Genomic DNA, 22687 nt, shown 5'->3' with positions numbered 1-22687 from the left:
ACAAATAGAGACCTGTTAGTAAATATATGTGGATTAAAGAATATAAATTGATTTTAATATACTTGTAACTAAAAGTTAATTGCAGCCAATATTAATCTAATCAATAACTATAAAATTTTGATAGATTTAGATTTAATAAATGAAGATAGGTAGCATAAAAATTCTAGCTAACAAAACTACAGCCAAAGAAAAGCCCCCAACGAATTAACGTTGGGGGCTTTATCTAGGAATAGAGAGCTGACGATGACCTACTCTCACATGGCCGGAGCCACACTACCATTGGCGCTAAGACGTTTCACTTCTGAGTTCGAGAAGGGATCAGGTGGTTCCGTCTTGCTATTGTCGTCAGCAAAGGGGGTTAGATATGAGTCTGTTTGTTTTACTTATTGACTAAGTATCACTATCCTAACTGAATCAAGGATAAGGTGATATCGATATAATGCTTTATATACAAAACCACTTGGGTGTTGTATGGTCAAGCCAAACGAGCAATTAGTACAGGTTAGCTACACACATCGCTGTGCTTCCACACCCTGCCTATCAACGTCGTAGTCTTCAACGGCTCTTTAGGGAAATCTTATCTTGAGGTGGGCTTCCCGCTTAGATGCTTTCAGCGGTTATCCCATCCGAACGTAGCTACCGGGCAATGCCATTGGCATGACAACCCGAACACCAGTGGTTCGTCCACTCTGGTCCTCTCGTACTAGGAGCAGCTCCTCTCAAATTTCCAACGCCCACGGTAGATAGGGACCGAACTGTCTCACGACGTTCTAAACCCAGCTCGCGTACCTCTTTAAATGGCGAACAGCCATACCCTTAGGACCTGCTTCAGCCCTAGGATGAGATGAGCCGACATCGAGGTGCCAAACACCGCCGTCGATATGAACTCTTGGGCGGTATCAGCCTGTTATCCCCAGAGTACCTTTTATCCGTTGAGCGATGGCCCTTCCATACAGAACCACCGGATCACTAAGACCTACTTTCGTACCTGCTCGACTTGTGGGTCTCGCAGTTAAGCGCGCTTTTGCCTTTATACTCTACGACCGATTTCCGACCGGTCTGAGCGCACCTTCGTACTCCTCCGTTACTCTTTAGGAGGAGACCGCCCCAGTCAAACTACCCACCATACATTGTCCTCGGTACTGTTATACCTGAGTTAGAACCCCAACATGACCAGGGTGGTATTTCAAGATTGGCTCCACCAACACTAGCGTGCTGGCTTCAAAGCCTCCCACCTATCCTGCACAAGTCAGGTCAAAGTTCAATGTAAAGCTGTAGTAAAGGTTCACGGGGTCTTTCCGTCTAGCCGCGGGTACACAGCATCTTCACTGCGATTTCGATTTCACTGAGTCTCTGCTGGAGACAGCGCTGCCATCATTATGCCATTCGTGCAGGTCGGAACTTACCCGACAAGGAATTTCGCTACCTTAGGACCGTTATAGTTACGGCCGCCGTTTACTGGGGCTTCGATCAAGAGCTTCGCTTACGCTAACCCCATCAATTAACCTTCCAGCACCGGGCAGGCATCACACCCTATACGTCCACTTTCGTGTTTGCAGAGTGCTGTGTTTTTAATAAACAGTTGCAGCAGCCTGGTATCTGCGACTGCCAACAGCTCAAGGAGCGTGTCCTATCACCATCAGCAGCGTACCTTCTCCCGAAGTTACGGTACCATTTTGCCTAGTTCCTTCAGCAGAGTTCTCTCAAGCGCCTTGGTATTCTCTACCTGATCACCTGTGTCGGTTTAGGGTACGATTCGTTTATAACTATTGCTTAGAAGCTTTTCCTGGAAGCATGGTATTTGCCACTTCACTGTACAAGTACAGCTTGCTATCAGATCTCAGCCTTGTTGTAGCCCGGATTTACCTAAGCCACAAGCCTACATCCTTTCACCTGGACAACCAACGCCAGGCTGACATAACCTTCTCCGTCCCTCCATCGCATTATAAACAAGTATCGGAATATTAACCGATTTCCCATCGACTACGCCTTTCGGCCTCGCCTTAGGGGTCGACTCACCCAGCCCCGATTAACGTTGGACTGGAACCCTTGATCTTCCGGCGTGCGAGCTTTTCACTCGCATTATCGTTACTCACGTCAGCATTCGCTCTTGTGATACCTCCAGCATGCCTTACGACACACCTTCACAGGCTTACACAACGCTCCCCTACCACTTGAAAACAAATTCAAATCCGCAGCTTCGGCTCCTAGTTTGAGCCCCGTTACATCTTCCGCGCGGGCCGACTCGACTAGTGAGCTATTACGCTTTCTTTAAAGGATGGCTGCTTCTAAGCCAACCTCCTAGCTGTCTATGCCTTCCCACCTCGTTTCCCACTTAACTAGGAATTTGGGGCCTTAGCTGGCGGTCTGGGTTGTTTCCCTCTCCACAATGGACGTTAGCACCCACTGTGTGTCTCCCGGATATCACTCATCGGTATTCGGAGTTTGCATCGGTTTGGTAAGTCGGTATGACCCCCTAGCCGAAACAGTGCTCTACCCCCAATGGTGTTCGTCCGAGGCGCTACCTAAATAGCTTTCGGGGAGAACCAGCTATCACCGAGTTTGATTAGCCTTTCACCCCTATCCACAAGTCATCCCCTGGCTTTTCAACGACAGTGGGTTCGGTCCTCCGGTGTCTGTTACGACACTTTCAACCTGCTCATGGATAGATCACTCGGTTTCGGGTCTATGCCCTGCAACTAATTCGCCCTATTAAGACTCGGTTTCCCTACGGCTCCCCTAAATGGTTAACCTCGCTACAGAACATAAGTCGCTGACCCATTATACAAAAGGTACGCAGTCACTCCAATAAATTGAAGCTCCTACTGCTTGTACGCACACGGTTTCAGGTTCTATTTCACTCCCCTCACAGGGGTTCTTTTCGCCTTTCCCTCACGGTACTGGTTCACTATCGGTCAGTCAGGAGTATTTAGCCTTGGAGGATGGTCCCCCCATCTTCAAACAGGATTTCTCGTGTCCCGCTCTACTTAATATGTCATCTCTAGAATTTAAAATACAGGACTATCACCTACTACGGTCAGCTTTCCCACGCTGTTCTTCTATTCTAGAAACAATCGGCTTCTCCCCGTTCGCTCGCCGCTACTTGGGGAATCTCATTTGATGTCTTTTCCTAAGGGTACTGAGATGTTTCACTTCCCCTCGTTCGCTTCCCATACAAGTATGGAATACCTATCTTATGATAGGTGGGTTTCCCCATTCAGAAATCTCCGGATCACAGGATATTGCCGCCTCCCCGAAGCTTATCGCAGGCTGTCACGTCTTTCATCGCCTCTGACTGCCAAGGCATCCACCATGTGCGCTTAATTACTTGACCATACAACCCCAAAGGGTCTTTGTCAGCAATTATAACGATATCACCTAATTTATACGCTTGATTCAGTTCTCTTTACTTTTTTAATAACCCACCCCTGGGATAACAACTGATGTCGTTAAGAGGTGAGTTATTAAGGTTAGAAAGAAACGCGTGAACACGCTCTTTCTAACCCAGACTCATATCTATGTTTTTAAATAGTTCCTACGCTCTCGTCGAGTCGTAAGCTCTGTATAAAACAGAAAGAAATAATCAATCTTACCCTCAGGTAAGGTGAATCATTTGTTTCTATTTATACTCATTGTCTATATTAGCATTTATTAATGTATGGTGGAGCCAAACGGAGTCGAACCGTTGACCTCCTGCGTGCAAGGCAGGCGCTCTACCAACTGAGCTATGGCCCCGTAATAAAATGGTAGGCCTGGGCAGACTTGAACTGCCGACCCCCGCGTTATCAACACGGTGCTCTAACCAGCTGAGCTACAGGCCTGTAAGAGGCATATACCTCATGCTAATATTTAAGCTAACTAAAGAACAACTTGTTGTGAATTCTTGCCAAGTGGATGCGTCTATAAGGAGGTGATCCAGCCGCAGGTTCCCCTACGGCTACCTTGTTACGACTTCACCCCAGTCATCAACCACACCGTGGTGAGCGCCTCCCCTAAGGTTAGGCTACCCACTTCTGGTGCAATCAACTCCCATGGTGTGACGGGCGGTGTGTACAAGGCCCGGGAACGTATTCACCGCGGCATTCTGATCCGCGATTACTAGCGATTCCTACTTCATGGAGTCGAGTTGCAGACTCCAATCTGGACTACGATAGGCTTTTTGAGATTCGCATCACATCGCTGTGTAGCTGCCCTCTGTACCTACCATTGTAGCACGTGTGTAGCCCTGGTCGTAAGGGCCATGATGACTTGACGTCGTCCCCGCCTTCCTCCAGTTTGTCACTGGCAGTATCCTTAGAGTTCCCGGCTTAACCCGCTGGTAACTAAGGACAAGGGTTGCGCTCGTTGCGGGACTTAACCCAACATCTCACGACACGAGCTGACGACAGCCATGCAGCACCTGTATTCTAATTCCCGAAGGCACTCCCGCATCTCTGCAGGATTCTAGATATGTCAAGACCAGGTAAGGTTCTTCGCGTTGCATCGAATTAAACCACATGCTCCACCGCTTGTGCGGGCCCCCGTCAATTCATTTGAGTTTTAACCTTGCGGCCGTACTCCCCAGGCGGTCTACTTATTGCGTTAGCTGCGTCACTAAGTCCTCAAGGGACCCAACGACTAGTAGACATCGTTTACGGCGTGGACTACCAGGGTATCTAATCCTGTTTGCTACCCACGCTTTCGAGCCTCAGTGTCAGTATTATGCCAGAAGGCTGCCTTCGCCATCGGTATTCCTCCAGATCTCTACGCATTTCACCGCTACACCTGGAATTCTACCTTCCTCTCACATACTCTAGCACGACAGTTTCAGATGCAGTTCCCAGGTTGAGCCCGGGGATTTCACATCTGACTTATCGAGCCACCTACGCTCCCTTTACGCCCAGTAATTCCGATTAACGCTTGCACCCTCTGTATTACCGCGGCTGCTGGCACAGAGTTAGCCGGTGCTTATTCTGCAGCTAATGTCATCGCATATGGGTATTAACCATATGGTCTTCTTCACTGCTTAAAGTGCTTTACAACCAAAAGGCCTTCTTCACACACGCGGCATGGCTGGATCAGGGTTGCCCCCATTGTCCAATATTCCCCACTGCTGCCTCCCGTAGGAGTCCGGGCCGTGTCTCAGTCCCGGTGTGGCTGATCATCCTCTCAGACCAGCTACAGATCGTCGCCATGGTAGGCCTTTACCCCACCATCTAGCTAATCCGACTTAGGCTCATCTAATAGCGAGAGCAACAAGTTGCCCCCTTTCTCCCGTAGGTCGTATGCGGTATTAATACGAGTTTCCCCGTGCTATCCCCCACTACTAGGTAGATTCCTAAGTATTACTCACCCGTCCGCCGCTCGACGCCTACTAGCAAGCTAGTATCGTTTCCGCTCGACTTGCATGTGTTAAGCCTGCCGCCAGCGTTCAATCTGAGCCATGATCAAACTCTTCAGTTTAATCTTGCTATGTAACCCTTTAAAGAGGTTACTAAACTTGGCTCATCTATTCTGGCAAAATCGCTAAAAATTATGTTCGTAATGAATTAACTTTGAGTTTTTCTGCTGTCTTAGATGATAAATTTTTATAGTTAGAATCAACTCCGAAAAGAAGTCTCAACCAACTTTATTTATGCATCCTGACTCAGCAAAAATCCACACAAGTTGTTCTTTAGTTAAGCTTTTAAATAGTAACCACTTCTGTCGTCCAGTAAGTAGTTTGTATCAGTATTCTTGTCTGGCTATTCGGCTCTAAACCATGTGGCTTATGCTGTTTAGCGAGCTGACTATCATAACACAATCGATAAGTCTGTCAAGCTTTTATTTTATTTCTTTATAATTTGTTTCATCCGATTTGCTGTCATTATCACTAATATCTCTTAGTGTTTAACTTCTAGCTCGTCTTGATGAGGTGCGTATTATAGACGCTTTAATTATGTTGTCAAGAGTTTATTTTATTTAGTTTGAATGTTTTTATCATGCTACCTAGATAGTTGGTTTTAACATTCAATCTATCGGCTGATTGGTTAATAGCTTCGCTATTAATAGTAAGTGGTAAACCACTTTCCCAATCCGCCTTCCCTCTCGACTGGGTGGCATTATACGCAGTTCTGGATGAGGGTCAAGCTTAGTTTAAGGTTTATTTTTATTTAATTTAACTGCGCTTTATTAGTGTAGTTTTATCAAGGGCTTAGCTTTAAGTTTTATTTCCTACTACGCGTGCTTTTAGCTGTGGCTGCTTTGCCACTCATTCAATTTAGCATAGAAGCTATAATTAATTAGCATGAAAGCTATAATTAAAGCTATTAAGCCTACTGTAATAGTAGGCTTAATATTTCTTTTGAGATCAAATTTTGGAAGTTCATTAAAGTTATCGCCAAAAGCGACTGTTTTACTATGCTTTTATTAGCTACCTGCTTTTGCCTTCACAGTAGTTACAATACCTGATAACGCATAAATAATGCCAATAGCAAGGATACCAACTGGGATATCGTAAATAGCGATACTTAGCACTAATACTGCAACAATTAAAGCCACAAAAGGTACTTTCTTTTTATCAAACTCTTTAAAGCTATAGTATTTGACATTGCTGACCATGAGCAAACCACATATTACCACCCAAGCAGCAAACAAACCCATTATCAAACCATCATATTGACCAACCCATTGACGGTGATCGATTGCGACCATTACCGCAGAAGTAACCAAAATAGCTGCTAATGGACTGGCTAAACCGACAAAGTACTTCTTATCAACGATACCAACCTGCACATTAAAGCGAGCTAAACGAAAAGCGCCACAAGCGGTAAATACAAAAGCACAGCCGAGGCCAATACGACCTAAAGGTTGTAACGCAAAGCTATAAATCAAAATCGCAGGTGCAATCCCAAAAGCGAGCATATCAGCTAATGAGTCATACTGCTCGCCAAATGGGCTCTGCGCATTGAGCATGCGTGCGACACGTCCATCTGCACCATCCAAGATAGCCGATAAAAATATAGCCAATGCCGCCTTATAAAATTCGCCACTGGTGCTAGCTAAGATCGAATAAAACCCTGATAGTAACGATAAAGTGGTAATCAAATTAGGCGCTAAATAGACCCCACGGCTGACGACTTGCTCACCCTCAGCAACTTCTGCTTCAATAACTTCAAAAGTTAGCCCATCATAGTTATCATTATCCGCTAAGCGTATATTGAAATCGTGCTCATCTATAAAGGGTGGCTGAGTTGCCGCGTTATCACTAATATTATTTAGCTTATCGTTGGGTGATAGCTCAGCACCTTGCTTATCAATCAATTTTTTATCAGTGACTTGTTTATCAGTGCTCGTGTCAGTGCTCATAATGCATCCTTACTCATTTATTCGCCAACTAACCAGCGTACATTGGTCGCGCTATCAGGAGATAGATTAGGTGCATCAGCTACTTTTAAGATAGGCTGTAAAAAGCGTAAAATCTCACGGGCATGATTATCAAACTGCCAAGGCGGATTGATAATAAGCATGCCAGTACCATTAAGCCCAACAGCGACATCATTGGGATAAATATTAAGCTCACAAATAAGCTGGCGTCGCATCTCAGTGCGCTTTAGCTTTTTATAAAACAGCTCAACGGCATCAATATTCTTAATCGGAAACCATAGCGCATAAGTGCCCTGTGGCCATTTGGTATAAGCGGCGACCAGCAAATCAATGAGACGAGTGAAGTCTTTATGCTCCTGCTCATACGGTGGATCTAACACAATTAAACCACGTTTTTCTTTTGGAGGAATGACCGCAGTGATACCTTCAAAAGCGTCACGGTGCTGAATACCAATTGGCAACTTGTGTAGTTGATAATTTAGCGCATCATACTCAGAAGCTTTGGCTTCAAATGCCTCACCACGCACGCCAGCATCTGCATTGGTTTCGATATGATGAGCAATCCACCACGGCGAACCTGGGCAGACTTTACTGTCGTAGACAAAACGGGCGTGCTTGACACCTTCTACATACTGTTTAACAGCCGCAGGAGCTTTGTCCGTATCAGCATTCATAACGGCTTGAATGCCGCCTTTTGCTTCACCTGTTTTGCGTGCCTCTTCACTACTGAGCGAATACAATCCGCGTCCGCCATAAGCGTCGAGCACATAAAAGGGTTTGTTTTTTTGGCCCAATTGATTGAGTAGTTGTATGAGTAAAATGTGTTTGACCACATCGGCAAAATTACCAGCGTGATAGGCATGTTTATAGTTCATAGTTGGTCACAATGTGAAAAGTTTAAGTGAGAAAAATTGCATCTATGGTAGCATAGGATAGCTAAAAGATAACGATGCTTTTGGTAATGGTTTTGACATTCAGCGCTCTCTTAGCCGTTAATACAGCCGTTACTAAACAAAGGGCAGGACAAAATGACAGCAATTATCAGTAACCTTGAGCTGACAGACTTGAATCTAACCCCTATAGCGGTCAATAATCCTATAGGCGCAGACAATCCACCCCTGCTTATACCTAGTAATAAGCTTACCTCTGTCATCGATGCTACCGTTAATACCAGTATCCCCACGCAACAAGTGCTAGAGAGTGCTGACTTTGAGGTGAATTGGCAAGCTAAGCTGACTGACGCTCAGCTTGATACCTTAGTCAATGACGGCTGGCTCATTATTAATCAGGTATTTACTCATAAAGCGTTATTAGCTTTGCAAGCGGAAAGTGGCTTTATCAACTATCGAGAGGCGCAGCTGACCGCTGGCATCCGCATCAGCGATATTCGCGGTGATAGAATTCGCTGGATTAATAAAGACTTTTTTGCAGGGTTTTACTACTTGCAGAGTATTAATGAGTTAGCGAAAGTGCTTAATCGCATGCTATACGCAGGTATTCGCCATAGTGAGGCGCATTATGCTTGCTATCCTACTGGCTTTGGTTATCAGTGGCACAGTGATAACCCTGCTGGGCGCGATGAGCGCGTTATCTCATCGGTGTTCTATCTCAATGATAATTGGGAGAATATGGATGGTGGCGCATTAGAAGTCGTGGACAATCATGGCATTCATCATGAGGTAAGTCCCGTTGCCAATCGTTTAGTCATTTTTGATAGTGACTTACAACATCAAGTACAAATCGCCCATCGCCAGCGTTACTCTATCGCGACATGGATGCGGCGCGATGGCTTGGTGCCATTTGTTGAGGATAATTAGTTAACTTCTAAATTTTAACTTATTATAAAACGTATGATATTACAAAGTTTTATGAAAATTCTACTTAAAGAATTTTCCTTGCAAAGCTAAAATTGCAGTGCAATTTTTTAACGCTTCTCAGGGTTACCACCTACGCTACGAAATAATTCATATATAAAGGTTACTCATGTCAAATAATAACGAAAATACTCTATCACAGACCCACCAACAAGCCACTTTAGATCTTAGCATCGCTTTACTGGAACGTCCCTCAGTCACCCCTGATGATGATGGCTGCCAAGATATTTTATCTGAGCGTTTGACACAGGCAGGCTTTGATTGTGAGTTTATGTACTTTGGCGATAGAGACCAGACGGGTGAACATGCTGAAGTCAAAAACTTATGGGCAAGGCGCGGGACAAGTGACCCTGTGATTTGCTTTGCAGGGCATACTGATGTCGTGCCAACAGGCGATGTCAATAATTGGACTTATCCGCCATTTACCCCAACTATTGCAGATGGTTATCTATGGGCGCGTGGCGCTGCTGATATGAAAACAGGTATTGCTGCTTTTACTGTCGCCGCCGAGCGCTTTGTCGCTAACTATCCTGAGCACAAAGGCTCAATTGCCTTTTTGATTACTTCCGATGAAGAAGGGCCATCCATCAATGGCACAGTAAAAGTCATAGAAACCTTAGAAGCTCGTCAAGAAAAAATAACTTACTGCTTAGTCGGCGAGCCATCAAGCACCGATACTCTCGGTGATATTATAAAAAATGGTCGTCGTGGCTCACTGGGTGCATGGTTGACGGTCACAGGTAAGCAAGGTCATGTCGCCTATCCGCATTTGGCAAGTAATCCTATTCATGCGGCGACGGCAGCGCTTAGCGAGCTAACGGCTGCGACTTGGGATAACGGTAATGGCTATTTCCCAGCGACTTCCTTGCAAATTTCCAATATCAATAGCGGTACAGGCGCGACTAATGTCATTCCTGAAACGCTTGATGCAGTGTTCAACTTTCGCTTTTCAACGGAAACTACTGAAGAGGAACTGAAAGAGAAAACCCATGCGATATTTGATAAGCACTTTAGCGATAGCAAAGCCAACTATGAGATTGAATGGAAGCTATCAGGTAATCCGTTCTTAACGCCTGAAGGCAAATTAGTCTCAGCTTGCCAGCAAGCGATTAAATCAGTTACGGGTACGGATACCACGTTATCTACTTCTGGTGGCACATCCGACGGACGCTTTATCGCCCCGACTGGCGCGCAAGTGGTTGAGCTGGGTGTGCGTAACGCGACGATTCATCAAGTCGATGAAAAAGTTGAGGTCGATGATTTGGGCAAGTTAGCGCAGATATATGAGGGTATTTTGGAAGGGCTATTGTTGGATAACGGTCTAATTTGAAACCTAAAAAAGCGCCATATGTTTTAAATTTGGCGCTTTCTTAAGAAAACTGCTACGTAAGAATTTCTTCCATTCCAACTATGAATTCAGGCTTCCCACCATAAGAGGGATGTCTAATGTAAACGATGTCTTCATCTGGGAAAGCTTTTTTAGCACATTCTACGCCTTTCCATCCTATACCAGCGATTACTTCAGGATTATAAATTAGTCTAAGTTTCTCTAAATAATATATTCCTATTTCAATTTCTTCGGAAGTTGGAGTTCTGTTTTTATTTTCATTATATTCATAGTGAGGATGAAAAGGAAACGAATTCCAAAACAGAGGAGTAATTGATTTATTAGCAAGATATTCCCAAACTATAGTGGCTGTGTTCTCTGACTCTATTTTTGAAAAAACCAGCTTTTCAACTATTTTATTTAGTAAAGAATGATTGACATTTTTAAAAACAGATCCACTAGTGAATGGAATACCAGTAATTTTACATCCTTTATGCCCAGGCGCTTCTCCTACAAGAAGAATACGTGTCCCTTTCTCTTTCATCATTTCTTGCAGATATATGTGTAGATTTTTAGCGGCATCAGCATTTAGGTATGGATTAAATACTGTTTCAGTACTTTGAAAGTCAGTAAGTTCATTGACAAACGTTTCAATCGCATTCATCAATTTCTCTCTGTAGATTCAACACATTTAGATCACAAAAACTAAAAAGTAATATCTAGACTTTAGTAAGTCAGCCCTACTCAATCCCAATATAAAGCTCAACTTGACCGTACTCTAGATTACCCTCAACATAACGCTCAAAATCGACACCGAAAGTTCTAGTGTGTTTGCAATCACGATCATGGAAATATTCCCACGCCTTCTCCCATGCGTTCATTACCGTATTGGGCATATACCCTTCCTCGCTAAATACCAAATACTTACCAGCAGGGATAGTCACTGATACAACATCGCTAGAATGAGCAGCGCTAAGCACACTCTCAGCACTGAGAACATTCTCGCCCTCCGTCTGCTCATCTTCTGCTTTCCAACTAGCAACTACATCGAATGCACCGACTAAATCATCGCTCTCATAATTATGATAGATACCATAAATATCAGCACCTTGCGCCAAATGGCTAACATGATTCTGATGAAACTTTTGCCAGAGCCGACCTAACTTTGCTGTGTCATGGCTGATTTCAGCATTATTGGTAGTGCGAATGCTAATACCTTTGCAGTTTATTGCTTCTGCTAGCTGTTGAACGTCTGAACTCATAATAGCGCCTGTGTTTTAATTTATGATTTTAAACTTATAATTATTAGAATAAATACCTAGATTTTATAACAGTATTAAATAATTTTAATCCGCTTCATCAATCCAATTCATTTGAATGGCTTCTAAAATACCTTCATTTGAGCGCTGCGGATCATCATCAAAGCCTTCAAGCTCAGTGACCCAGCGATGCAAGTCCGTAAAGCGAATATACTGTGGGTCGGTCTCGGGAAATTTTTCATACAGCTCGATAGCGATATCTAAACTGTCCGTCCATTTTAATTTTTGCGGGATCATAATCGCTCCTTAATAAAGCTATTTAGTTCGATAAAAATAATATGTCTATCCTAACAAAATTCATGCGTCGATTGTAGCTTTTGTAGGGTGCTTTACAAGCACCTTTTACTATATAAAATCTTAATAATGGTGCTTAAAAAGCACCCTACATTTATTTCATCAGCATTTTTAATTCATTCAATATCGGCTTATCGTTTCGGCTCTACAGATTTTACCGCCACTTGATGAGCACTCCATGTAGTAATAACCTCAGTTAACTGCTCGCCTGCCATCTCTAGAATCGTTGGCGTATGTATTTTGCCGCGCTTGTCTTTGAGTACAAACTTAGTCATACCCACGCCCATTAATTGGTTTTTGACAAAGAAGCGAGTTTCAAAATAAACGTACTTTTTATCCCAACCAGCCAGCACACTACTCACTGTCATCTTATTCAAAAATTTTATTTCTTTGAGATAAATCATCTCTTGCATAGCGATGACCCACTGTAGGTTTTTGATACCCTTTTTATGGCAGCAAGTTATAGCCCAACGAGTAATATTCAGCTCAATAAAGGATAAATAACGATAATTGGGTAGATGATCACGAAAACCCATGTCATGCGGTAACACCCGATAGCTACTTATAATCGGAGCACTTAGAGTTTCTATTGTTAACTTCTTAGTTGACGACTGTTGTTTTAGCGCTTGCTTAAGTAAATGAGTCATAATAAAAAAACGCAGTAACATATTCATAGATAATTCTCTAATTATTTTTAGGTATGGATAAAAGTTATAAAAAATAAATCAAAACCCTTCAACGCAAAAAAGCCACCGTAGTGACTTTTTTACTGTACCTTACTCTAAACGCCTATTCGACTATCTTAACATTACTATCGATTATCAGTAGTATAGAGCTTAGACGCTAGGGTCTAGCTCAAGCTTACTGACAATATAATCAATGAGCGCCGTTAATACTTCGTACCATCTCTTCAACCATCTTCTTGGCATCACCAAATATCATCATGGTTTTATCCATATAGAACAGACTGTTATCAAGACCTGCATAGCCTGTATTCATTGAGCGTTTGATGACCATTACCGTTTGCGCTTTGGTAACTTCTAATATTGGCATCCCAAAGATAGGTGACGCTGGATCTTCTTTCGCAGAAGGGTTGACGACATCGTTAGCGCCAATCACTAACACCACATCCGTGCCCGCAAAGTCAGAGTTGATCTCATCCATCTCGATGATATCGTCGTAAGGCACATCCGCCTCAGCGAGCAAGACATTCATATGCCCAGGCATACGACCTGCGACAGGATGGATCGCAAAGCGTACTCTGACGCCTTCATCTTTTAGTAGCTCATATAATTCTTTGACCGCGTTTTGTGCGCGACCTTGCGCCATGCCATAACCCGGTACGATAATGACATCGCTAGAATTCGCCATTAAGAAGCCAGCGTCTTCAGCTGAGCCTGATTTGTAATTCTTTGGTGCGCCATCATCCGCGCCGCCCGCTACCGCTGATGTACCCATACCGCCAAACAAGACGTTCAATAACGAACGGTTCATCGCTTTACACATGATATAAGATAGAATCGCACCTGATGAGCCAACGAGCGAACCTGCGATAATGAGCATTGAATTGCCAAGGGTAAAGCCAATACCAGCCGCTGCCCAACCAGAGAAGGAGTTGAGTAATGAAACCACTACAGGCATATCACCGCCACCGATTGGTGCAATCCACATCCACCCAAAGACAATCGCTAGTACTGTCATCGCATAAAAGGCAGGTAGGGAATCGGTCATGAAGTAGACCGCACCAAAGCCAATCATAGCGATAAATAACAACGCCTGTACGGGCTTGACCCAAGCACCGACTAAAGTCTTTGCCCAGCTCTTAGCGGCAAGCTTGCCAAAGGCAAAAAAGGAGGCTGAAAAGGTAATCGCTCCAATAAAGCAACCGATAAATAGCTCTAAGCGGGTGACAGTGCTATAGGCTACTTCGGTATGCAGTACCGTAGCTAAGGCAATAGCGACTGCAGCTAGACCTACGAAGGAATGCATTAAAGCGACTGTCTCTGGCATTTGCGTCATCGCCACCGTACGCGCTTTCCACAAACCAACAATAGCACCTAGCACCATAGCGCCGACAATCATCCAAAGTATAGGTCCTTCGGCTAAGAAAAAGGTCGTAACAATGGCAATAGCCATCGCCGCCATTCCGAAGCGATTACCTCTGATAGCCGTCTTTGGACTAGATAGACCACGCAGGGTTAAGACGAATAAAATAGCGCCTACTAAGTAAAACCAGTCTGCATTAGTAGCAATCAATGTTGTTAAATCACTCATACTTCGCTCCCGTTCTCACTAACATCAGAAGCGACAACTACTTTTTTGGGTTTGGGTCTAAACATCGAGAGCATCCGTTCTGTCACCGCAAAACCACCAAAAATATTAACGCTCGCCAAAAACACCGCGAAAGCGCCGAGTAAGCTAGTTGCGGTAAAAGCGCTGCCGTCAATGGTGACGGTCTGTAGCATAGCCCCTACTATGACAATACTAGAGAGCGCATTGGTCACTGCCATCAGTGGGGTATGCAGTGCTGGCGTCACCCCCCACACCACGTAGTACCCGACAAAAATAGCCAGTACAAATATGGTAAAAATCGCTACAAAGGGCGTGCTACCCATGGCGTCACCAGCTGTTGATGCTGCTAGAACGGTCGCAATCATTTTATCCTCCTTAATTTATTCAATACTCTTAATTTGATGCTTTTGATTCAATAACTCTTGATTCAATAATCATAGCCATTAACTTGAGCAAAAATTAGCGTTTAGTAAGTCGTACTTGACCATCATAAGTCACAGCTAATGCGCCCTGAATTTCATCATCCATATCTAGATTCAAGGTTAAATCATTGGCGGCGCTTTCACCTTCTACTTCAGCGATCAGCGTAGTAATAAAGTTCACCAAATTATTGGCGTATAGATCGGATGACTGAGCGGCTAGCAATGATGGAATATTATCAGCGCCTACGATACGCACCCCATTATCAGTAGTGATGGTTTCATCGGCGACGCTGCCTTCAACATTACCGCCAGTACCTGCAGCCATATCGATCAAGACTGAGCCTGCTTTCATTTTGGCAAGGGTGGCTTGATGTATCAGTCGTGGTGCTTGGCGACCGGGTATCTGCGCCGTAGTAATGACGATATCGGCTGCGCTCACGGCTTTGTCTACGACCGCTGCTTGGTCTTTGATATATTGCTCTGAAGGTGTCCAAGCATAGCCGCCTGTAGACTTAGCGGTTTGCGCTTCGGCTTCACTCATCGGTACATCTAGCCATTTACCACCAAGCGACTCGACTTGCTCACGAGCCGTCGGGCGTAAATCACTAGCTTCGACTACCGCGCCCAAACGTTTAGCGGTTGCAATCGCTTGCAGGCCTGCAACGCCTACACCTAATATCACCACTTTAGCAGGCTTGACTGTTCCTGCTGAGGTCATAAACATCGGAAACGGTCGGGTATATTCGTTGGCCGCTAACAATACCGCCTTATAACCTGCCAAATTGGCCTGTGAAGACAGCACATCCATATTCTGCGCCCGTGACAAAGTGCGTGGCAGCAGCTCCATAGCATAGGCCGTCACGCCTTTAGTCGCATAGCTATCAAGGTTGGTATTACGATAAGGATCAAGCATACCGATAACAATCTGACCCAAGCTTAGCTGCTCGACCAAAGAGGCTGGCAAGTCATGAACAGTAGTAATGATACGAACATCGGCAATCGTCTGGGCAGCAGTAGCAGCGATGCTAGCGCCAGCGGCTTGATAGCTGGCATCATCATAATAAGCGCCGCGACCAGCACCAGCCTGTACAATGACCTCAAAGCCAAGCTTGCTCAGCTTTTTTACGGCGTCTGGGGTGATAGCGACTCGATTCTCATGAGCACTTTCTGCCTGATCTGCACTGATTACACCGATTTTCATACCGTCTCCTTATAACAAATAATTTTGATTAGCGTCTATTATTAGTCGCTTATTGATAGCCGTTTATTGTTGAAACATCCTACTAAAGGCATTATTAGTAGTACAGAGCTTGTTCACGCCTAAGAATAGCCGCTATCTGCATAATGTCATAGATTTAATAAATACTTTTGGCTGTTTCATCATTTTTATTTATTATAGAGATACCTTGACGTACTATTCATTGACTATTGATGACTCACAAGTAAATAAAAAGTTAAGTTAAAACTTTTTACTATAACTTTTATTGCTGCATCCAAACCTTTTATTGCTATCAATATCACCGAATCAGAACCCATATAAACTTAGGTATACTTAAGTCAACTTAGGTTTTGGCAGGGGGAAATGTAGCGACTCACTCCTTTATGCTATGGTAGCGATATCATATTAATAAATCACCAAGACAATAATCAGAACAAGGAATAAATATGTATTTTGTACTCTCTCCTGCAAAATCCTTAAATGAGACCGATGCTGTGCCATTAAATCTTGGCAATTATTATAGTCAGCCCGCCCTTATTGAAGACTCAGCTGCGCTCATAAAAAACCTCAAAGCTAAAGATCCGATAGACTTGCAAGAATTGATGAGTATTTCTGACGATCTAGCACAATTGAATGCACAGCGCAATCAAGCGTGGCAGCTACCCTTTACCTCTGATAATGCTAAGCCTGCGACTTATCTATTCGATGGCGATGTCTATACCGGGCTTGCCAGCTATGAGATGGATAAAGAGACCATATTATATCTCAATGAGCACTTAGGTATTCTGTCAGGACTATATGGTCTACTAAAACCCTTGGATTTGATGCTACCGTATCGATTAGAGATGGGTACTAAGCTTAAAAACGAGCGCGGTGCTAATTTATATGATTTTTGGGGTGAGCAGATCACTGACGCTATCAATAAGCAAATGGCAGATAGTGAGGACAAAGTATTAGTGAATTTGGCGTCGAACGAATACTTTAAAGCGGTTAAGAAAAAGGCATTAGATGCGCAAATTATCACGCCTAGATTTGAGGATGAGAAAAATGGCACGTATAAAGTGATTAGCTTTTATGCCAAAAAAGCCCGTGGACTGATGGTTAAATATGCAGCAGATAATAAGCTGAACCATGCGGAACAATTAAAACAGTTTGATTTGGCGGGATATTATTATTGTGCGGAGGCTTCTGATGATAAGACTTGGACTTTTCGGCGGGATGCTGGAGATCAGTAGATCTTTTAAAAAATAAGACTTCATAGGTTATCCTCAACTCTTAAGTTTAGAATTACTTATCAGAAATTTTAGGCGTTCTTTGCTTATCTGTTTCATAAAAATCTACCAGCGTGTTATGCATGTCATTTTCAGAAAATAGAGGGTCTGCATCGTTATAACTTGCTCTAAAGCCTTGATGAAATGCTTCTAAGTCTATTCTGGGTATTAAATCTTCATTAGCCAATGCCTCTTGATAACCTAAGGCATAACTGACTTCTCTAATATCGATACTTTCTGAACTCACTGCTTGTGCTTGAGTAACGCATACAACTGAAACAATTGTAGCCAGTAGCCTTATGCTTTTCCTATTCATTATTATAGTCCTCCTAAAATAAAAACTATTGTGCACAAAAAACCCCAATAAGCTCTCGCCTATCGGGGTTTTACTTTACTAAGCTTTACAGATTAATGAAGCATAAATTACATCATGCCGCCCATTCCACCCATTCCGCCCATTCCACCGCCACCCATGCCAGCCATAGGATCAGCGCTTTCTGGTAAATCAGTGATCATAACTTCAGTAGTCAACATGAGACCTGCGACAGAAGCTGCGTTTTCTAGTGCTGAACGAGCAACTTTAGCTGGATCTAGGATACCCATCTCAAGCATATCGCCGTATTCACCAGACGCAGCATTGTAACCGTAGTTACCGCTACCGCTTTTGACTTCGTTAACCACTACTGAGGCTTCTTCGCCTGAGTTGGTCACGATTTGACGTAATGGTGCTTCCATGGCGCGACGTAGGATATTGATACCCGCGTTTTGGTCATCGTTGTCGCCACGTAGCTCAGACAATGCATTCATTGCACGAACTAAGGCAACGCCGCCGCCAGGAACTACGCCTTCTTCAACCGCAGCGCGAGTCGCATGTAGCGCATCGTCAACACGATCTTTTTTCTCTTTCATTTCAGTTTCAGTCGCAGCGCCAACTTTGATAACGGCAACGCCGCCAGCTAGTTTTGCCATACGCTCTTGAAGCTTTTCTTTGTCGTAATCAGACGTTGATTCTTCAACTTGACGTTTGATAGATTCAACGCGGTTTTCGATATCAGCAGAGTTACCAGCACCGTCAACGATTACGGTGTTTTCTTTACCGATAGTAACTTTTTTAGCCGTACCCAATTGCTCAAGAGTCGCAGTCTCAAGGCTCAAACCAATCTCTTCAGAGATAACGGTACCGCCAGTTAACGTTGCGATATCTTCTAGCATGGCTTTACGACGATCGCCAAAACCTGGTGCTTTAACGGCACAAGTTTTCAAGCCGCCACGCATGTTGTTGACAACCAATGTCGCCAATGCTTCGTTTTCTACGTCTTCAGCGATGATTAGCAATGGCTTGCTCTGCTGCATGACTTGCTCAAGTAATGGCACGATTTCGCGGATATTGCTGATTTTTTTATCAACTAGTAAGATATATGGGTTTTCAAATTCAGCGGTCAAGCTATCTTGCTTATTAGCAAAGTACGGGCTGATATAACCACGGTCAAACTGCATACCTTCGACGACTTCTAAGGTATCTTCAAAGCTTGAACCTTCTTCAACAGTGATAACACCTTGCTTACCGACTTTTTCCATCGCTTCAGCAATTAGTTCACCAATTTTGGTGTCTGAGTTGGCAGAGATAGAACCAACTTGGGCAATCGCTTTTGAATCGTCAGCTGGGGTTGATAGCAAATGAATTTGCTCAACAGCTGCGCGAACCGCTTTATCAATACCGCGCTTAAGATCCATTGGGTTCATGCCAGCAGCAACTGATTTCATGCCTTCTTGCAAGATTGACTGAGCCAATACAGTAGCTGTGGTTGTACCATCACCAGCCACATCATTAGTACGGCTAGCGACTTCACGAACCAATTGAGCGCCCATGTTTTCAAATTTGTTTTCAAGCTCGATTTCTTTGGCAACTGAAACACCATCTTTAGTGATGGTTGGCGCGCCAAATGACTTATCGATGACCACGTTGCGACCTTTAGGGCCTAGCGTTACTCGTACTGCATTTGCAAGGACGTTTACGCCGTCCATCATTTGTTTACGGGCATCTATGCCGAATTTTACGTCTTTTGCCATTTTGATTTGCTCCAATTATTTATAGTTTTTAAAATATGATAAAGATTACTGCTATTAAGCTTCTAGCACGCCTAATACATCAGATTCTTTCATGATAAGTAACTCTTCGCCGTCAACTTTTACCGTTTGACCAGCATACTGACCGAATAATACTTTATCGCCAGCTTTGACATCTAAAGCACGAGTCTCGCCATTGTCACGAATTTGACCATTACCAGTTGCTAACACTTCGCCTTGTGACGGCTTTTCTTGGGCTGAACCAGGTAGTAAAATGCCACCCGCTGTTTTTGTTTCTTCTTCTATGCGGCGGACTACGATACGATCATGTAAAGGACGGATATTCATTAATATGACTCCAAAAGGTTATTTATTTGAGGTTAAAATTATTTAATGTAGCGGTCTTAATATCATTATCTTTTAGTACTGTTTTTAGACACTCACAGTAGCGAAGATAACTATTAAGCTTGTCCCCAAAAGTGGGGGCAATAATAGATATCTTCAAGTGTAAAGCTAAAAACATTACAACAATATTATTGGCCATCGTCGCCTAACACTCTCTAAAAGTGTGATATTTTTAGAACAATAGCAGGAAGCTGCAGCCTCAAAATAACAGTGTCTGTTTATCATAATTAGAGTTTAGCCCGTAGCTTTACTTACACGGCGTTACCCATAGTCAAGACTCAAGACTTTTTGGCAAGATTGCATACAGCATCTAAACATCTATAGCGCGGCTCACTCTTGAAAATGTAACAGGATATGACCATTATAGGAGTTGAGCAAAGAGCTATACCTATACCTTTATAACAATAGCTAATAAACCCCACTCTCAACTTGAAATAAGCAAATCAAACTGAAGAGGCGGATTACCAAGTTTTTTGTTGAGTACAAAGCACAGATTGTGTGAAAGAATCTTACGAATCAATCGATGAGACAAATGCCATAAATCTCTTGCTCGTACCCTTTGTATATTAAATCGTTCTGATAGCTGACCAATGACTGTTTCAACGATACGGCGGGCTTTCATTAGCCGCCTTACCACAGGTTTGGGTCTATCCTCTTTCATGTTGGCTCTGAGTGGCGTTTGTAAATCCACGCCTTGAGCATCGTAGTACGATGTCAGACTAGGGCTGATATACCCTTTATCAGCGCCAAGTAGCCCATGAATATGAGTGGTGATTTCTGGGGCAACCGCTCTTTCATCAACATTGGCAGGAGCAAAGGTAAAGCCTTTAATCATGCCCGATAAGTTAACAAGCAAATGGCCTTCAAAGCCATAGTACCTCTCTTGCTTAGCGGCACAGTAGCTAAAAGCTGCTAAGTCTTGATAATTCTTATGCCGATAAGCGCGTCCATAATGACAGACGGGTATCGGAAAGCCATCCATAAAATGAATGTTGTCACGGCCTTCAATTTGACTGACTTTATCTTGTATCTGCTGTTTGACTTGCCACAGATTGGCGCAGTGCTTTGCGAAGTTAGGGTATGAGCCGATGGCTGGAAACCAGTCTTGCCAATGCTGGGTAAAGTATTGCCAAATTTGTTTGTCTTGATCAAGGTGTAAAAATTCACCGACCATCTCCATGCAAATAACCTCAGGATCACTTAGCTTTGGCGCGTAACCTGCACTTCGCAAGGGTTTGATGACGACTATTTTGTAATATTGCTCTACCATTAAATAGATATTGATGATAAATTCGTCTATGGGCATCTCACAACTCCATTGTATTCTTGGTCGAAAACAATAGATTAGTGAGGTGCTCTTCTTTTTTCAATCACTTTCGAAGTTGAGAGTGGGGTCTAATAAATTAAAAAATACATTAAGGAAGCTTTATGAACGCTACTATTCAAACAACACGCAGCAAGCTCTTATCCACATTAACAATGGGTGCAAGTGTCGCTGCTATTGGAGCCTTAAGCATGACTACCCCTACTCTCGCTAACGCAAAAACTATCGCACCCTCAAGTGCTGATTATAGCTTTACCGTTGAAGACAAATATAAAGGCACAGCTACTCGTACACTAAGCAAGTCAGGCAACGTTTGGAAATACGATGTCAATGCTTTAGTCGCTAAAGTTGCCAGCGCTTCGCAAAAAAGTACTTTTGTCATTAATGGCAACAATGTAGCCCCAACTCAGGCCAGCACAACTTACAAATTGTTTGGAATTGGTCGTACTCACAGCCTCAGCTTTAATTCAGGCAATAAAAAAGTGGCTAGTACTTATAAAGGCAAAACGGTTAATCTAAATATGGCACAGCAAGCCTTTGATGATTTAAGCTTAGAAGTACAAATTCGCCAAGACTTGCTAAATGGTAAATTCTCTGGCAACTACTATATGGCCAAAAAAGATAAAATTGAAAAAACCCCGTTTAAAAACTCAGGCAAAGCCAAAATCACGGTTCCTGCTGGTACTTTTGACACCGTACGCGTTGATCGTATCCATGATGATAATAGCCGCTCAACCAGCTTTTGGTTAGCGCCTAGCTTAGATTATCTACCTGTAAAGGTAAGCCAATTCAATGATGGTAAGAAAATGGATTTAGAATTAACCAAAGTAAATTAAGTTTTGCTTAGATAATATGGATTTTACAAAAAAAGCGGCGCTCTAAATATAGAGCGCCGCTTTTTATTTTACTACAACAAAATTTAAATTAATGAGAGCGAGGTTTCTTGATCACATTATTCATAGAAGGTAGACGCTTTAATAATAAAAACAACCACGTATTAATCAGCATCAGTAGAGCAAAATCGATACTATAAAGTAAAATCTCAAGCCAGCCGCTACCATATAGTCTAACAAATAGCGTAACCCCACTAGCGCCTAGGTAAACCAAAGTCAACATGCTACCCACTAGCAGTACATAAGGAGATCTACCCTTAAAGATCGCAGGCGTAAAGATAAAGGCAGGTAATAGCCATAAGCCATACCAAACAATACCACCGAGAATATCAGGGCTATTAGGATTAACCATGCTAATAAATAAGGGCATAGCTAACAATCGATAAGCCAACCATAGCAGCCAAGTTATCACTAAACGCTTATGCATAGGCGCGATAGGCTTGCTGGTCTTAGTAGAGCGTGCTGGTGGTTTACCAATCGTAGCAGACCGCTTGGCTGCGGCAGCTTGATCAGTATCGGGCAGCGCTGATATGTCTAAGTCGGCTTTATTATCAGAGAGTTTATTAGTCATTAAAGATATCTACTTCCTAATTAAGCGCTGCTACTCACAGCAACGAACATAGCTTATTATTGTAG

The 22687-nt window shown here is 43.3% G+C and carries 18 protein-coding genes, 2 tRNA genes and 3 rRNA genes; 4 read left to right on the top strand and 19 right to left on the bottom strand.

The window, feature by feature from the left end; all coding sequences use genetic code 11:
* Positions 1 to 235: 235 nt before the first annotated feature.
* The 7 genes from rrf to Q9G97_RS03250 all read right to left on the bottom strand — a co-directional run bounded on the left by rrf (position 236) and on the right by Q9G97_RS03250 (position 8219).
* Positions 236 to 350, bottom strand: a 5S ribosomal RNA gene (rrf, locus tag Q9G97_RS03280).
* A 121-nt stretch (positions 351 to 471) separates the two neighbouring features.
* A 23S ribosomal RNA gene (locus Q9G97_RS03275) occupies positions 472 to 3334 on the bottom strand.
* A gap of 325 nt (positions 3335 to 3659) precedes the next feature.
* Positions 3660 to 3735: transfer RNA gene (locus Q9G97_RS03270), tRNA-Ala, on the bottom strand.
* A 9-nt stretch (positions 3736 to 3744) separates the two neighbouring features.
* Positions 3745 to 3821: transfer RNA gene (locus Q9G97_RS03265), tRNA-Ile, on the bottom strand.
* Between the two features lie 82 nt (positions 3822 to 3903).
* Positions 3904 to 5442 (bottom strand): 16S ribosomal RNA (locus tag Q9G97_RS03260).
* The 16S, 23S and 5S rRNA genes sit together here with 2 tRNA genes alongside, the layout of an rRNA operon.
* Before the next feature lie 945 nt (positions 5443 to 6387).
* Entirely contained in the window at positions 6388 to 7326 is a 939-nt protein-coding gene (gene pssA, locus Q9G97_RS03255; protein ID WP_305899692.1) for a CDP-diacylglycerol--serine O-phosphatidyltransferase, read from the bottom strand.
* Positions 7327 to 7343: 17 nt separating this feature from the next.
* On the bottom strand, positions 7344 to 8219 hold the full coding sequence (locus tag Q9G97_RS03250) for a 23S rRNA (adenine(2030)-N(6))-methyltransferase RlmJ (RefSeq protein ID WP_201572252.1): 876 nt from the start codon (positions 8217 to 8219) through the stop codon (positions 7344 to 7346).
* A 153-nt stretch (positions 8220 to 8372) separates the two neighbouring features.
* On the opposite strand from Q9G97_RS03250, the gene Q9G97_RS03245 reads away from it, so the two are divergent.
* Together Q9G97_RS03245 and dapE are read left to right on the top strand one after the other, a co-directional pair.
* The gene (locus Q9G97_RS03245; RefSeq protein WP_305899691.1) at positions 8373 to 9161 is read left to right on the top strand and encodes a 2OG-Fe(II) oxygenase; all 789 of its coding nucleotides are present in this window, start codon (positions 8373 to 8375) and stop codon (positions 9159 to 9161) included.
* A gap of 166 nt (positions 9162 to 9327) precedes the next feature.
* Entirely contained in the window at positions 9328 to 10548 is a 1221-nt protein-coding gene (dapE, locus tag Q9G97_RS03240; RefSeq protein WP_305899690.1) for a succinyl-diaminopimelate desuccinylase, read from the top strand.
* Positions 10549 to 10600: 52 nt separating this feature from the next.
* Here the strand turns inward: dapE and Q9G97_RS03235 are convergent, their stop codons facing one another.
* The 7 genes from Q9G97_RS03235 to Q9G97_RS03205 form a co-directional block, all read right to left on the bottom strand.
* Complete coding sequence (locus Q9G97_RS03235) at positions 10601 to 11209, bottom strand: uracil-DNA glycosylase (protein WP_305899689.1); 609 nt, start codon at positions 11207 to 11209, stop codon at positions 10601 to 10603.
* 76 nt (positions 11210 to 11285) lie between these two features.
* Entirely contained in the window at positions 11286 to 11807 is a 522-nt protein-coding gene (locus tag Q9G97_RS03230) for a GyrI-like domain-containing protein (RefSeq protein ID WP_305899688.1), read from the bottom strand.
* Positions 11808 to 11891: 84 nt separating this feature from the next.
* On the bottom strand, positions 11892 to 12101 hold the full coding sequence (gene iscX / locus Q9G97_RS03225; RefSeq protein WP_201572234.1) for a Fe-S cluster assembly protein IscX: 210 nt from the start codon (positions 12099 to 12101) through the stop codon (positions 11892 to 11894).
* Between the two features lie 188 nt (positions 12102 to 12289).
* Complete coding sequence (locus tag Q9G97_RS03220) at positions 12290 to 12832, bottom strand: acyl-CoA thioesterase (protein WP_305899687.1); 543 nt, start codon at positions 12830 to 12832, stop codon at positions 12290 to 12292.
* Positions 12833 to 13034: 202 nt separating this feature from the next.
* The gene (locus Q9G97_RS03215) at positions 13035 to 14432 is read right to left on the bottom strand and encodes an NAD(P)(+) transhydrogenase (Re/Si-specific) subunit beta (protein ID WP_305899686.1); all 1398 of its coding nucleotides are present in this window, start codon (positions 14430 to 14432) and stop codon (positions 13035 to 13037) included.
* The gene (locus tag Q9G97_RS03210) at positions 14429 to 14773 is read right to left on the bottom strand and encodes a proton-translocating transhydrogenase family protein (protein WP_305900255.1); all 345 of its coding nucleotides are present in this window, start codon (positions 14771 to 14773) and stop codon (positions 14429 to 14431) included. Before Q9G97_RS03210 ends, Q9G97_RS03215 begins: the two co-directional genes overlap by 4 nt.
* Before the next feature lie 136 nt (positions 14774 to 14909).
* Positions 14910 to 16073, bottom strand: coding sequence for an NAD(P) transhydrogenase subunit alpha (locus Q9G97_RS03205; RefSeq protein ID WP_305899685.1), 1164 nt, complete (start codon positions 16071 to 16073; stop codon positions 14910 to 14912).
* Positions 16074 to 16537: 464 nt separating this feature from the next.
* Here Q9G97_RS03205 and yaaA point away from each other — a divergent pair, with 464 nt between their 5' ends.
* Positions 16538 to 17326, top strand: a complete 789-nt coding sequence (yaaA, locus tag Q9G97_RS03200; protein ID WP_305899684.1) for a peroxide stress protein YaaA — start codon at positions 16538 to 16540, stop codon at positions 17324 to 17326.
* A gap of 52 nt (positions 17327 to 17378) precedes the next feature.
* On the opposite strand, the gene Q9G97_RS03195 is transcribed toward yaaA, so the two are convergent.
* The 4 genes from Q9G97_RS03195 to Q9G97_RS03180 all read right to left on the bottom strand — a co-directional run bounded on the left by Q9G97_RS03195 (position 17379) and on the right by Q9G97_RS03180 (position 21140).
* Positions 17379 to 17678, bottom strand: coding sequence for an FKBP-type peptidyl-prolyl cis-trans isomerase N-terminal domain-containing protein (locus tag Q9G97_RS03195; RefSeq protein WP_305899683.1), 300 nt, complete (start codon positions 17676 to 17678; stop codon positions 17379 to 17381).
* Positions 17679 to 17785: 107 nt separating this feature from the next.
* Entirely contained in the window at positions 17786 to 19432 is a 1647-nt protein-coding gene (gene groL, locus Q9G97_RS03190) for a chaperonin GroEL (protein WP_305899682.1), read from the bottom strand.
* Between the two features lie 54 nt (positions 19433 to 19486).
* Positions 19487 to 19777, bottom strand: a complete 291-nt coding sequence (locus Q9G97_RS03185) for a co-chaperone GroES (RefSeq protein ID WP_201572212.1) — start codon at positions 19775 to 19777, stop codon at positions 19487 to 19489.
* A gap of 481 nt (positions 19778 to 20258) precedes the next feature.
* The gene (locus tag Q9G97_RS03180; protein WP_305898643.1) at positions 20259 to 21140 is read right to left on the bottom strand and encodes an IS982 family transposase; all 882 of its coding nucleotides are present in this window, start codon (positions 21138 to 21140) and stop codon (positions 20259 to 20261) included.
* 122 nt (positions 21141 to 21262) lie between these two features.
* Here Q9G97_RS03180 and Q9G97_RS03175 point away from each other — a divergent pair, with 122 nt between their 5' ends.
* On the top strand, positions 21263 to 21994 hold the full coding sequence (locus Q9G97_RS03175) for a DUF3108 domain-containing protein (protein ID WP_201572210.1): 732 nt from the start codon (positions 21263 to 21265) through the stop codon (positions 21992 to 21994).
* Between the two features lie 88 nt (positions 21995 to 22082).
* On the opposite strand, the gene Q9G97_RS03170 is transcribed toward Q9G97_RS03175, so the two are convergent.
* Positions 22083 to 22622 carry a hypothetical protein gene (locus Q9G97_RS03170; protein ID WP_318281993.1) on the bottom strand — a complete coding sequence of 180 codons (540 nt, stop codon included), beginning with the start codon at positions 22620 to 22622 and terminating at the stop codon, positions 22083 to 22085.
* Between the last annotated feature and the right edge of the window lie 65 nt (positions 22623 to 22687).

Source organism: Psychrobacter sp. M13 (assembly GCF_030718935.1).
GTDB lineage: Bacteria > Pseudomonadota > Gammaproteobacteria > Pseudomonadales > Moraxellaceae > Psychrobacter > Psychrobacter immobilis_G.
The sequence above is the reverse complement of the archived record's forward strand: the minus strand, read 5'-3'. Positions and strand labels throughout refer to the sequence as shown.

Coding starts and splice junctions, on each gene's coding strand:
- Q9G97_RS03215 (WP_305899686.1), bottom strand. CDS start 14,432: ATGAGTGATTTAACAACATTGATTGCTACTAATGCAGACTGGTTTTAC.
- Q9G97_RS03180 (WP_305898643.1), bottom strand. CDS start 21,140: ATGCCCATAGACGAATTTATCATCAATATCTATTTAATGGTAGAGCAA.
- Q9G97_RS03235 (WP_305899689.1), bottom strand. CDS start 11,209: ATGAATGCGATTGAAACGTTTGTCAATGAACTTACTGACTTTCAAAGT.
- dapE (WP_305899690.1), top strand. CDS start 9,328: ATGTCAAATAATAACGAAAATACTCTATCACAGACCCACCAACAAGCC.
- groL (WP_305899682.1), bottom strand. CDS start 19,432: ATGGCAAAAGACGTAAAATTCGGCATAGATGCCCGTAAACAAATGATG.
- Q9G97_RS03185 (WP_201572212.1), bottom strand. CDS start 19,777: ATGAATATCCGTCCTTTACATGATCGTATCGTAGTCCGCCGCATAGAA.
- Q9G97_RS03195 (WP_305899683.1), bottom strand. CDS start 17,678: ATGAATAGGAAAAGCATAAGGCTACTGGCTACAATTGTTTCAGTTGTA.
- iscX (WP_201572234.1), bottom strand. CDS start 12,101: ATGATCCCGCAAAAATTAAAATGGACGGACAGTTTAGATATCGCTATC.
- Q9G97_RS03175 (WP_201572210.1), top strand. CDS start 21,263: ATGAACGCTACTATTCAAACAACACGCAGCAAGCTCTTATCCACATTA.
- pssA (WP_305899692.1), bottom strand. CDS start 7,326: ATGAGCACTGACACGAGCACTGATAAACAAGTCACTGATAAAAAATTG.
- Q9G97_RS03170 (WP_318281993.1), bottom strand. CDS start 22,622: ATGACTAATAAACTCTCTGATAATAAAGCCGACTTAGACATATCAGCG.
- Q9G97_RS03245 (WP_305899691.1), top strand. CDS start 8,373: ATGACAGCAATTATCAGTAACCTTGAGCTGACAGACTTGAATCTAACC.
- yaaA (WP_305899684.1), top strand. CDS start 16,538: ATGTATTTTGTACTCTCTCCTGCAAAATCCTTAAATGAGACCGATGCT.
- Q9G97_RS03230 (WP_305899688.1), bottom strand. CDS start 11,807: ATGAGTTCAGACGTTCAACAGCTAGCAGAAGCAATAAACTGCAAAGGT.
- Q9G97_RS03205 (WP_305899685.1), bottom strand. CDS start 16,073: ATGAAAATCGGTGTAATCAGTGCAGATCAGGCAGAAAGTGCTCATGAG.
- Q9G97_RS03250 (WP_201572252.1), bottom strand. CDS start 8,219: ATGAACTATAAACATGCCTATCACGCTGGTAATTTTGCCGATGTGGTC.
- Q9G97_RS03210 (WP_305900255.1), bottom strand. CDS start 14,773: ATGGGTAGCACGCCCTTTGTAGCGATTTTTACCATATTTGTACTGGCT.
- Q9G97_RS03220 (WP_305899687.1), bottom strand. CDS start 12,832: ATGAATATGTTACTGCGTTTTTTTATTATGACTCATTTACTTAAGCAA.